This window comes from Companilactobacillus tucceti DSM 20183, from assembly GCF_001434665.1.
Taxonomy (GTDB): Bacteria; Bacillota; Bacilli; order Lactobacillales; family Lactobacillaceae; genus Companilactobacillus; species Companilactobacillus tucceti.
In genome coordinates this window covers 44,626-58,006 of the sequence record NZ_AZDG01000006.1, presented here as the reverse complement: position 1 = coordinate 58,006, position 13,381 = coordinate 44,626, and the positions used below count along the sequence as shown (strand labels likewise).

The window sequence follows — 13,381 nt, the reverse complement described above, 5'->3', positions numbered from 1 at the left end:
GAATAATCTAATCACATTAAAAATAAATGAATTAAACGGCAAAAAAGTGGAGCAGTAATCAGTCGGGTTATATTACAGAGAGCCATGTTATCTGAGAAATGGTATTGATTCATTGATGAAAGTAGCCACGGAGCTGGCAATGCAAGTTAAAACGAGTGTTGCATGGGTGCACCCATTATAGTGCTAGCGTATTTTTGTACGTGAAGTGGTATTGTGCAAACAATACAATTTAGGGTGGTACCGCGCGTGAGCGTCCTTTGAAAGTTTTAGTAACTTTCATGGGGCGCTTTTTTTGTTTATTTGAACTGGAGGCGGTCAGTTTTGAATTATTTAACTAATAGTAATGGCGGACTAATTCGAGTGTATATTTTTGGATTCATTAGAAAAATAATACATTCAATTAGGAGAATTCGCTTATGGAAACTAAAAATAAAAAATTAACATTTAAACACTATATTATTATTGGTTCAATGCTCTTTGGAATGTTTTTTGGAGCTGGTAATTTAATTTTCCCGATTCATTTAGGACAATTAGCTGGCGGACATTGGCTAAGCGCTGGATTGGGCTTTTTATTGACAGGCACTCTGTTGCCACTATTAGGAATTATTGCTATTAGTGTTACTCGCTCAAATGGTATTTATGATTTGGCTAAACCTCTTGGTCATCATTACGCAACCTTTTTTATGATTTTGACTTGTTTGACATTAGGACCCTTATTTGCAACTCCAAGAACAGCAACTACACCTTTTCAAATTGGAATTGCAACACATGTTTCATCTGCACAAGAACCCATATATTTATTAGGATATTCTTTGATCTTCTTTTTAATAGCCGGTTGAGCATCGAGAAAGCCAACTGGAATCATTGATACGATAGGAAAATTATTGAATCCAGCATTCCTAATTTTGTTAGCAATAATCTTTGGCATATCTTTTTCAAGTCCAATGGGAAATGCTGCAACTTCTCATATAACAAGTGATTATCAAGGTGGTGCTTTCTTAAATGGTTTCTTACAAGGATATAACACTATGGATGCTTTGGCCGCATTGTTATTTGGAATTGTAGTTATTACTTCTATTCGTGGATTAGGACAAAATAATTCAACTGCCATTGCAAAGACAGCTGCTAAATCTAGTTTACTTAGTATTTCATTGGAAGCTTTTATATATTTAGTATTAATTTGGATCGGTGCTACTTCACTTACGCATTTCAAAATATCAGCTGATGGAGGAATCGCTTTTTCTCAAATAGTTTCTTATTTTATGGGAATACCTGGTGAAATTATTTTAGCAATTATGGCAACTTTAACTTGTTTAACAACAGCAGTTGGCTTGATATCATCATTTGCAGAAGCTTTACACACTAAATTTCCTAAATTATCGTACAGATTTTGGAATATTCTTTCCTGTGTAGCATCATTTTTAATTGCTAATATAGGTCTAGAGCAGATAATTTCTTGGTCAACTCCTATGTTGATGTTTTTATATCCATTGGCAATTACACTGATTATTTTATCCATAATGTCACCCATATTTGAACATGATTCTATTGTTTATGTGATCACAACTGCTTTTACGATAATTCCAGCATTCATTGATGCATTGAGTTCAGCACCAGCAATTATTGCTGATCAAAATTTAATTCAAATGATTTTAAAATGGGACAAAATGTATCTTCCTTTTGCAAAATTAGGGATGGATTGGTTTATCCCAGCATTGATAGGTTTATTATTAGGTTTAACGATCCATTATGGACAGCTAGTAATGAAACGCTCTAAAGTAACAGATTAAATATTGGAGGGGGAAAAATGGCATTTTTAGGCACACTTTGTTTTTTACTGTTCTGTACAACTTTGGCAGGACATTTTTCACATTTAGTAGGAATACCTGCGGTTATAGGGGAAATAATTGTGGGAGTTATTGTAGGACCAGCAATTTTTAATTTGGTAAAACTCAATACACTAGTAAATACATTTTCTGAAATTGGCGTTGTTATTTTAATGTTTATTGGTGGATTGGAAAGTAATTTACAGTTGTTGAAAAAATATCTTCGACCAGCAATAATTGTCGCCATCATAGGGGTTATATTTCCAGTAGTTATTATGGGTGGAGTCAGCTTATTCTTTGGCTTTACACAATTTGAATCTTTATTTATTGGAGTTATCTTTTCAGCTACGTCAGTTTCAATATCAGTTGAAGTCTTAAAGGAATTTCATACCTTAGACACTAAAGAGGGCGCAACGATATTAGGTGCAGCAGTGGCGGACGATATTATTGGAGTTATTTTGTTAAGTATTATGATTTCAATGATCGGAAGTAAGAATACTACTAACATTGGTATTGTACTTATAGAGCAGATTGCTTTTTTTGCCGGGGTATATTTGCTGTTTCGCTGGATAGCACCACTATTGATGAGTCTAAGTAATCATTTGTTAATGGCAGTTAGTCCGGCCATAATGTCGATGATAATTTGTTTAGGGATGGCTTGGTTAGCCAATTTAGTTGGGTTAAGTGGAGCAATTGGTGCCTTTTTTGCCGGAATCGCCGTTGCTCAGACCGACTATCAAAAAGAAGTCGATACAAACATCGAGCCAGTTGGTTACACTTTATTCATACCTATATTCTTTGTTAGCGTTGGTTTGAATATGACCTTTTCTGATGTATGGAAATCATTGCCATTCATTTTAATAATGACAATTCTGGGTGTTTTGACCAAATTGTATGGATGCGGACTCGGTGCCAAATTAAACGGATTTACTAAAGAAAGTAATTACTTAGTTGGTACAGGGATGATTTCTAGAGGAGAAATGGCACTGATAACGGCTCAAATTGGATTTTCAGCTAATTTATTGTCGAGTGCGTACTACTCAGACGTGATCTTGGTAATTATTTTAATTACGATTATTGCTCCATTTATGTTAAAACAGGCAATCAAGAAAATACCGTATTCAAATAATTTACAAACTAATTAGTCCTAAAAAATAATTTTATAGATAGTGGTAACATAGTAAATGTATATATGATAGAAATTATATAAATGAGAGGGCATTTGTAAATTACAGATGTTTGGCAATATCCAATTGACTGAAAAATATCAAACAGAACGAAAATTATTTTTGACTAGTGCGACTTTGATTGGTCTTGGCGCTGGTATGATGATTGGAACAAACGTTAAAGCTGATTCAACAGGTGAAGTAAATTCCGACCAGGATCAAACTGAGCAAACAACAACTTTACCTAAAACAGATGACAGTCAAGCCACCTCACCAACTGATACTGACGATAACGATTCAACAAGTAACTCTAATGAAGATACATCAACTAATGATCAATCTGATTTTAGTTTTAGTCAGGATTCTAAAGGAAATTATACTGTTACTGGATACACAGGTGCTGCTCAAAAAGCCGCAAATGGTGGAGTAGATCCAACGTATTCTACAGATATAACAATTCCTGATATATATAAAGACAGTCCAGTTACAGCAATTGGAGATAATGCTTTTAATAACGAAGCTGGTTCTTCAGATAATTTATCGATTGTTGATGGATTGACTTCAGTTACTTTTGGTAAAAATATTCAACAAATTGGGAATTATGCTTTTGCTGGAAATAAACTGACATCAATTTATCTACCTGATAGTACATGGTCGATTGGAAGCCATGCTTTTGAAAATAATCAATTAAGTGACATCAAATTTAATAGTGTGCAACAAATTGGTGATTACGCTTTTGCAAATAATAAATTGACTAAAGTAAGTTTACCTGACAGTACATGGTCGGTTGGGGCTTATGCTTTTGCCAATAATCAAATAAACGACATTAATTTGAATAAAGCAACGGTAATTAATGATTACGCATTTAGTGATAATGACCTTAGTAAGCTAGTCATACCGGATAAAACTACTACCATCGGTGGATATTCTTTTGAAGGAAATCATATTGATGACTTAACATTAGGATCTAGCCTTGGAACCATTGGGACATCAGCTTTTCAGAATAATGATATTTCTGGGGTAATAACAATTCCAGCATCGGTAGAGAACATAGGTGATTATGCTTTTTTAGATAATAAGATAACTGGACTAGTCTTTGGTGATCAAACGTCTGGAACGAGTACTGATAAACTTGCAACCATTGGAACGTCGGCTTTTCAAGGCAATCAAATAGCAGGCACGCTTACTTTGCCAGAATTATTAACAGATATTGGTGACTATGCTTTTGATGATAATAAAATAACTGATTTAGTACTTAACAATAAAGTAACGAAGATAAATACCGGTGTGTTTGAAAATAATGAATTGGATGAATTAATTCTTCCCAATAATATTACTAATGTTGGAAATTCTGCCTTTTATAATAATAAACTTGAAAATCTGAGTTTGGATCAAGGCTTGGATACTATTGGAACATATTCTTTTGCTAAAAATAATTTATCAGGTGATTTGACTGTTCCAAGTAGCGTTACAAGCGTTGGGGAAAGCGCTTTTGCTGATAATGGATTAACCGGAGTTGACTTAAAGGGATCACTAGATAATTTAGGGAATAATTCTTTTGATAGTAATGACTTACAAAATATAAATATTGAACAAAATATAAAGACAGTTGGTGATGGATCTTTTTCCAATCAGAAGCATTTATCAGTTGATGCTGAGGTTTCGGTCACCAAAGCTTTGGACGTTAAAAAGAATATAGCAAAACAACTGGGATTGTCTGTTGATAGTTTGTCAGGATTAAAGTTTACTTTGGATAATAATCTTTTAGATTATGATGAATCAAAAGATGAATTATCACTTCCAAAGGATTATCAAGGAAAAGATATTGTCATGAAATTGATTCTTACTTCAAATGGATCAAATACTGGTTGGTATGGAACTAATGATCTGGAATTGAATTTGAAGAAAAAAATGGTAATTGCTGATGTTACTATTCCTAGTAATTTGGAACACGATCCAGTTGTACCAAAAGTAGAAGGCCAACTGGGAGCACAGGTAAGAGTGGTAGTACCCACGGTTTCAGGTTATACAGTTAGTCCTGCATCCATATATGCAACGGTTAATGATGATACGATAACTGCTAATAATTCAGTGATATATCGAAAGAATGCCGAAATTGACCCTGATCCAGATGACGATGATTCAGGTTCAAAAACAGATCCAGGAACTGACTCGGGAAAAGATACAAATAATGACTCAGGAAAGGGCTCGAATAGTGGCTCAGAAACTAAACCTGATAATAATTCGGGAACTAATACCGACACTAATTCGAATTCCAAGCCAAATACGAATTCAAATTCAAATACTGGTTCAAAAACAAACTCCAATTCTAGTTCAGACTTAAATATTCTTAGTCCATCGTCAAATGGTCAAAAAAATATTGAGAGACCCAATGGTTTCTATAATGGACGATCCGGCCAAGCTTCTGAGATTATCGTTAATGATGGAAATGATTTTGTAAAACCAGCAAATAATGATTCGAGAAACATGGAAATAAGTAGTAATGTTCCTGAAAATAGCACTAAACTTCCACAGACTAGTGAGAAATCTAATGTCATGACGTGGATAGGTGTAATTATTTTAGGATTTCTTGGAATTTTTGGTTTTGATAAAAGAAAAAATTAAAAGCATCCTCATGAGAGGGATGCTTTTTTGATTGAATATAGGAAAAAGGAAATTTTTGCGATTTAAATCCCTCAAAATCTATTTAAGGTGTATCGCTGAAATGGGAACTTTATTTATTAGACGGCAGAAAACAGCCTTTAAAAACGTCAAGACCATTTCAGTAGTTTTTTATTGAAAAATTTCTTGTCAACCTCTTGAAATATAGATGCAAATAGTAATTAAAAAAACCATTGATTATCAACTTATAAACATATTAGAATTGAATTTGCGAGTTTGAAATTTCAAATATAACTTCTTGTTTGTGAAGTTAAAAAATATTTTTTTTATATCTACTTTAGCTACTACTTGATATACCAAACTTTTGTTCGTATCGGTACTTTGTGTAATAGTAATTTTTAAGCACAATATCTTGTTATCTCATATGACTTGAGATACTATATATTGTGTTATTTATTTTAAATGGAGTGAAGCATAATGAGTTTACTAAAGAAAATTACCTTAAAAAAAGATTTTGTTGATCATGTTAAAGAAACAATCAAACCACATTGGGGAGAACTAGGCTGGGTCACTTACAAGCGTACATATGCTCGCTGGATACCTGAACTAGGACGTACCGAAAACTGGTCTGAAACCGTTAAACGTGTTGTTGAAGGAAATATCAATCTTGATCCACGTTTGCAAAAGGATTCGTTAACTGATGAAGCATACTCTGGACTTGTTAGTGAAGCTCAAGAATTATATAAATTGGTTTATGGATTAGCTGCTACTCCTTCAGGTAGAAATCTTTGGATCTCTGGAACTGACTATCAAGATAGAAATGGTGATGCTTTAAATAATTGCTGGTTTATCGCTATCCGTCCACAATCTTATGGTGACAGTCATATTGTTCCTTCATATTTGGAAAAAGATCAAGTTGCTGTTTCGATGCCATTTTCATTTATGTTTGATCAACTGATGAAGGGTGGCGGAGTTGGTTTTTCCGTTGTTCCTGAAAATATGAAACAAATGCCTGTTGTCGATCAAAATGTTAATTTAACAGTTTTGATCGATAAAAAGAGTGCTTCTTATGCAGATTCACTTAAAGCTGGTGCAGTTGACCGTGAAGAGTGGATGAAGTCACATAGTACAGATAATGTACGTTTTTATAAGTTACCGGATACTCGTGAAGGTTGGGTAATTGCCAATGCTAATATGATCGATGCTCATTTTGTATCTACAAATAAAGAAAAAATCGATGATGTTGTTCTAGATATTACTGATATCAGACCAAAGGGCGCTAAAATCAAAGGATTTGGTGGTACTGCTTCAGGTCCTGTTCCATTGATTGAAATGTTCTTTGATATTAATAAAGTTTTAGATGAGGCCGTAGGAAGACAATTAACTTCTGTTGACTGTACAGATATGGGTAACCTTATTGGTAAAACGGTTGTTGCTGGTAACGTTCGTCGTTCAGCTGAGCTTGCTTTAGGTGGGGCTACAGATAATGACTTTATTACAATGAAGCAAGACCAAGAGAAGCTTTATCATCATCGTTGGGCTTCAAATAATAGTGTTTCTGTTGATTCTAAGTTCACTAAGTATCAACCAATTGCAGATTCCATTACACATAATGGAGAACCAGGAATCGTTAACCTTGAACTATCACGTAATTATGGTCGTATAGCCGACGGTTACCAACCAGGAATTGATGATGCGGTTGAAGGTACTAATCCATGTGGTGAAATCTCGTTAAGTAACGGTGAACCATGTAATCTATTTGAAGTATTTCCAGTTATTGCCGAAAAACAAGGTTGGAAATTGGAAGAAGCTTTTGGCTTAGCGGCTAGATATACAAAACGTGTTACATTCAGTAATTACGATTGGGAAGTTTCACGTAATGTTATTCAAAAGAATCGTCGTATCGGAGTTTCAATGTCAGGTATTCAAGACTGGATCTTAAATACTTTTGGAAATCGTGTAGTTACAGGCTTTGAAGATGCTATGGATGATGGTGTTGCTATTAAGAAACCTGTTTACGATCAAAGAATTGTTAAGAGATTTGATGATTTGTATCATTCCGTTGTTAAAGCTGATGCTGATTATTCAAAGGCTTTAAATTGCCAGCCTTCAATTAAACATACAACTGTTAAACCATCAGGTACTGTTGCTAAACTTGCTGGTGTTTCAGAAGGAATGCATTTCCATTATGCAGGTTATCTAATTCAAAGAATTAGATTCCAAGACAACGATCCATTGCTTCCAGCATTGAAAGCTTGTGGATACAAGATCGAACCAGATATTTATACAAAACATACTATGTGTGTTGAATTTCCAGTTAAGGCAGTTAATGCTGATAACCCTAACTTTGCATCAGCTGGTAATGTTTCAATTGCTGAACAATTTGCTACACAAGCATTTTTGCAAACATATTGGTCAGATAATGCGGTTAGTTGTACCGTTACTTTCCAACCAAATGAAGCTAAAGAAATTGCACCACTGATGTATCAATACCGCAATACTACAAAATCCACTTCATTGTTACCATACAGTGGTGGGGAGTTTAAACAAGCACCTAAAGAACCAATCGATAAGAAAATATATCAAGAACGTGAATCTGAAATAAAAGGAAATGTTGCTGAAGAATTTTCTGAATTAAGTGGTGATCATGATAAGAAAGATCTAGAGTTAGTAGATCAATCTGATTGTGAAAGTGGAGCATGTCCAATTAAATAGAGCGTAGAAAAACACGTTCAGCTTTCGAGCATTAAGGCAAATGACCCTATCAATCCGATTTTGGATTGATAGGGTCATTTGCTTTAAGCGGAAAAAGCTGTGTTTTTCTGCGCGTTTAAGCAGCAAGTTTAAGGATAAATATAAAAAGCTATGTTGTGTTGCGCGTTTCGACTACATATTTAAATAACCTAAATACTCTCAACAATAGACCAATTTAACTGAGTTTTATATACTCCTGCAGCAAAATTATTATCATTGATATGTAAGAGAATTCCATTTTCTTTAGACCAACCAATAGATGGAACTTCATTTCCTTCGTCTGTTGCTTGAATAACTTGATCATTATTGAATAAATCATGGGCAGTACCGTTGTCAACAAAATGTAAACTTCCTAATAGTTTAATACTATCATCGTTAATCAGATTATCATTTTGTGTAACTCGAACTTCAGTAGGGTTTTTAATACGTCTTTGATCATCCACTTCAACAACGTTTTTTGGTTCATTTAATTCGTCAGGACGATAGATTGTTTCGTTTGCTGAAAGAGGAGATATGGTACCAAAGTTAATATCTTCAACATCCATTTTGATAGTGTTTGTGGAATAACTGATAACTTCTTCAGCTCCATCCGATCTATAATCGTCAGGTTCTGAAACTTGACCAACAATATATGGAGTAGTGTGGACCGTTTCTTTTTGATCAACTGCACCTTGAGTAGACTTTATCTCTACAGAGTGGCTCTGTTTAGTTTTAAAGCTCATATTAGGAATTACTACTTCTTTTGTATTGCTCTTAGAATTTGTAACTACTTCATAATCGTCAGTAGATAATTCATTGTCATCTAGCATAACTGATTTTATGACAGAGCTTTCTCTCATAAGCGCATGATAAGACCCGCCATTAAGAATTCCAGTACCACTATTATTAGTCAAAGTAGATTTTCTAGTGATCGTATCTCCTTCGTTTACTCCAAATAAATGAAGATCATAATCTAAATCGTCATTGTAGTCCTCATTATCAATACTATTATCTATTTTTATATCTGGAGATCCATCAGGAATAACAGTAAGGGTTGCTTTGTTAGTTGTATAACTCTTATTGATCACACCTAATTTAACGTTAATAACTGCTTGGTATTTACTTTGGTTGTCATCTTCCATAGTAGTAGGATCAGTAGTTACAGATAGCGCACCATTAACTTCATCATCTTTATTTATTTGAACTCTAGACCCGTCTGGATTATCTCTATACCACTTAACTGTGTATTCGTTACTTCCACCACTGTTGTCTCCACCTTCATCGCCATCTTCACCATCATCATCGATATCTTCTAAATCACCAAGATTACCTTCGATAGAAAATGTTGCTTTTTCTCCAGCTTTAACAGTTTGATCTTCTAGACCTTGTCCGACCTTAACTGTAGTAGTTCTTTGAATATCTTCTCCGTTAGGATTATGGAGAGTACCGATAACTGTTACAGTCCCGTGCACTTCTTTTTTAGTTACGGCTGTTAATAATCCGGTGTCTTCGTCGATAGTTGCCAACGATGTATCATCAACACTCCATGTTACGTAACCAGTATAATTTTCAGGGATTATATCTGCATGGGCATAAGTCGAAGTTGCAGCCATGTCAAAAGATGTACTGTAAATATAATCGTCATCAGTCCTAACTGTCATTTCTTCACCATCTACGGGATAGGGAACAGTGTGGACAGCAGCAACTTGTGAATAGATTTTTTTTGCGAATGGATTAGGAATAATACCTATCCATTGAACTTGAAGTTGGTAATAAGTGGTTTGATTAGCATCCTTTCCAGTTATAGTTAAATTTTCTTTTTTACCTCCATCATTTTTAATAACGGCAGTCCATTTATCGTCTCCTGGAGTAAATTTATACCATTGGTATCTTGCCCATCTATCTAAAGTAGCAGCCGCATAAACAGCTGATCTAGCAGAGTCAGTTCTTAGAGTTACAGTATCACCAACTACGACGTTATTTTCTGCCTTTGGTTGTAATGCAAATCCAGTTGTTAGCCAGATTCCAAAGAACTTTTTAACATCTTTAGTAGGCTTGTGATAGTAACCTACATCTTCAACACTAGGATCAGTATCGTTGTCGTCCGCATATACGTTTGTTCCATTTAGTTGGAAGCAACTTAGAGTTAATAAAAAGGTTATAAATATGATATAAAACTTTTTTATTTTCATAAATCGTCTCCTTTATTATGTCTTACGCTTTCATAAGTTTAACATAATAATCCTGCATAATAATTCATATTATATAAAAAGTATTTGCATATTATGAGTCAAATTAATTGCTCATAAAATTAAGTGAAAAACTTTTGAGTAAAAAGACTTTACAAAGATGGATTACAGTTGTAAACTACGAATTGTAATAAAGATTACAGTTGTAAACGAAAGGCCTGATAGTAATGATGGAAGTTGAAAATATGTCAAAGGCTGAATGGCAAGTAATGAGAATTATTTGGACACTTGGTCAGGCAACCAGTAAAGAAGTTATTGAAGTTTTAAAGAGAAAGACAACTTGGAAAACAGTAACGATTAAAACATTGATAATTAGACTTCAAAAAAAGGGCTTTTTGAAAGCTGATGAATCAACAAGACCTTATGTTTATAAACCATTAATTGCAGAGACAGACGCAATACATCAGAGTGTTAATGATTTATTTGACAGTCTTTGTTGTATGAGAAAAGGTAAGGCCATTGGAGATCTAATTAAAAATTCACCTATATCTAAGGGCGACATAGATGAATTGATAGAATTGTTGCAAAATAAGCGAGAAACAGCACCGGATGAAGTAGAATGTGATTGTTTGGAGGCGAGTTTATAATGGAAAATATGAAAAATCATGATATGCACAATATGGATGATATGAATATGGAAGATATGGGAAACGGACATATGATGATGCATGGCGGTCATATGATGGATATGGGAGATCTTCGTAAAAAGTTTTGGATTTCATTAGTTTTGGCAATTCCCGTATTTATTCTTTCACCATTTATGGGATTACATTTACCATTTCAATTTCAATTTCCAGGTTCAGACTGGATAGTATTGATCTTATCTTCAATTTTGTTTTTCTATGGTGGTAGACCATTTTTGAATGGTGCAAAAGGAGAATTGCAAAGTAAACAACCAGCAATGATGACCTTGATCACAATGGGTATCAGTGTTGCCTATATTTACAGTTTGTATGCTTTTGTAATGAATAATTTCTTTGGTTCAGCTAATATCATGGATTTCTTCTGGGAACTTGCTTCATTGATCGTAATTATGTTACTAGGTCATTGGATCGAAATGAAATCAACAATGGATGCTGGTAATGCACTTCAAAAAATTGCTTCACTAGTCCCAAGTCAAGTTCATATGGTTCACGGAGATACAACGATGGATCATGATATCGGTATGGTTAAAGCTGACGATATTATTGAGATTCGTGCTGGTGAATCAGTTCCACTTGATGGTGAAATCATTCAAGGTGAAAGTTATATCAATGAATCATTGATCACTGGTGAATCAAAAGCTGTTAAAAAAGGTATTGGTAAAAAAGTAGTTGGTGGTTCGATCAATGGTGATGGAACTATCAGAGTAAAAGTTACTAAGTCTTCAAAAGAAGGTTACTTATCACAGATCAGTAAATTAGTTAATGATGCTCAAAATAACAAATCTAAGACACAAGCCTTGGCTGATAAAGTATCAGGTTGGTTGTTCTACGCAGCCGTTACAGCTGGATTATTATCGTTTATTTATTGGTTGATTTTTGGTGATATGAATATGGCTTTGAATAGATTAGTTACTGTTTTGGTTATTGCATGTCCACACGCTTTAGGTTTAGCAATTCCTTTAGTTATGTCACGTAGTACATCAATTGCTGCCACAAATGGTTTGATCATTCGTGACAACCAAGCTATGGAGAATAGTAGAAAAATTGATTACGTAGTTATGGACAAAACAGGTACTTTAACAGAGGGTAAATTTACTGTTAATGGTATGCAATCACTTGATAAAAATTATGATGACAAAAAGGTATTAGGATTGATTGCCGGTTTGGAATCAGGTTCTAGTCATCCAATTGCCAGTGGTGTTATAAAATATGCTAAATCAGAAAATATTTTGGCAGACACTTTAACTAATATCAAAGCTATTAAAGGTTACGGAATGTCTGGACAAAAAGATGGTCAAGAATATCTTTTGATCAACATGAAGTACCTTCAAGAAAATAATATTTCTATTGATAAGACAGTTATTCAACCATATTTGGATAAAGGAAATACCATTAGTTATTTAGTATCAGATAAGAAGATCATTGGCTTTATCGCTTTAGGTGATAGAATCAAGAAAAATTCTATTCAATTTATCAAAGATCTAAAAGCAAGAAATATCACTCCAGTTATGTTAACCGGGGATAATAAAGAATCAGCTACGATTATGGCAAAACAATTAGGTATCGATGAATTTAAAGCCGAGTTGTTACCAGAAGATAAACACGGATTTATTAAGAATTTGGAATTAACAGGTCATCATGTAATGATGGTCGGTGATGGTATAAATGATGCTCCTAGTTTAGCCAGTGCAACAGTAGGTGTAGCAATTGGAGCCGGAACAGATGTAGCAATCGATTCCGCAGACGTTGTTTTGTATAACAGCGATCCAAGTGACATTATTAAGTTCTTGAATCTTTCTCATAAAACATATCGTAAGATGGTTGAAAACCTCTGGTGGGGAGCAGGATACAATATCTTAGCAATTCCATTAGCAGCCGGAATTTTAGCTGGAGTAGGATTTGTATTAAGCCCAGCAGTAGGTGCAGTAGTTATGTCATTGTCGACAGTTATTGTGGCTTTGAATGCTATGACACTAAGATAGAGAACGGAGGCAAGACGCTCAGCTTCTGAGCACTGCCTAGGATAATGCTTATGGCGATTTGTGCCATAAGCATTATTCGTAGCAGGCACAGGAAGTTGGCTTGCCGCAGTTCGTTTAAGATAGAGAGCACAAGTTTGAGTATTACCTAAAATAATGCGT

At 34.4% G+C, this 13,381-nt stretch carries 6 protein-coding genes, 1 pseudogene and 1 other annotated feature; of the genes and pseudogenes, 6 read left to right on the top strand and 1 reads right to left on the bottom strand.

The features are described 5' to 3' along the window. Nucleotides 1–32 precede the first annotated feature (32 nt). Nucleotides 33–261, top strand: a binding site (T-box leader). A gap of 155 nt (nt 262–416) precedes the next feature. From brnQ to nrdJ, 4 genes and pseudogenes are all read left to right on the top strand, one after another. Continuing rightward, nucleotides 417–1,790: pseudogene (gene brnQ / locus FC72_RS03965) on the top strand (branched-chain amino acid transport system II carrier protein). A gap of 17 nt (nt 1,791–1,807) precedes the next feature. After that, nucleotides 1,808–2,971: a cation:proton antiporter gene (locus FC72_RS03960; RefSeq protein ID WP_057765005.1), complete on the top strand. Its 1,164-nt coding sequence runs from the start codon at nt 1,808–1,810 to the stop codon at nt 2,969–2,971. A gap of 90 nt (nt 2,972–3,061) precedes the next feature. After that, entirely contained in the window at nt 3,062–5,617 is a 2,556-nt protein-coding gene (locus FC72_RS03955) for a leucine-rich repeat protein (protein ID WP_057765003.1), read from the top strand. 474 nt (nt 5,618–6,091) lie between these two features. Then, entirely contained in the window at nt 6,092–8,329 is a 2,238-nt protein-coding gene (nrdJ, locus tag FC72_RS03950; RefSeq protein WP_057765001.1) for a ribonucleoside-triphosphate reductase, adenosylcobalamin-dependent, read from the top strand. A 188-nt stretch (nt 8,330–8,517) separates the two neighbouring features. Here nrdJ and FC72_RS03945 read toward each other — a convergent pair whose 3' ends face one another. Then, the gene (locus FC72_RS03945; protein ID WP_057764999.1) at nt 8,518–10,539 is read right to left on the bottom strand and encodes a hypothetical protein; all 2,022 of its coding nucleotides are present in this window, start codon (nt 10,537–10,539) and stop codon (nt 8,518–8,520) included. Nucleotides 10,540–10,781: 242 nt separating this feature from the next. Between FC72_RS03945 and FC72_RS03940 the strand changes: the two genes are divergently transcribed. Both FC72_RS03940 and FC72_RS03935 read left to right on the top strand, forming a co-directional pair. Beyond that, nucleotides 10,782–11,183 (top strand): CopY/TcrY family copper transport repressor, encoded by a 402-nt coding sequence (locus tag FC72_RS03940; RefSeq protein ID WP_235805143.1) that lies wholly within the window; start codon nt 10,782–10,784, stop codon nt 11,181–11,183. Further along, the gene (locus tag FC72_RS03935; RefSeq protein WP_057764995.1) at nt 11,183–13,222 is read left to right on the top strand and encodes a heavy metal translocating P-type ATPase; all 2,040 of its coding nucleotides are present in this window, start codon (nt 11,183–11,185) and stop codon (nt 13,220–13,222) included. Before FC72_RS03940 ends, FC72_RS03935 begins: the two co-directional genes overlap by 1 nt. The last annotated feature ends 159 nt before the right edge of the window (nt 13,223–13,381 follow it).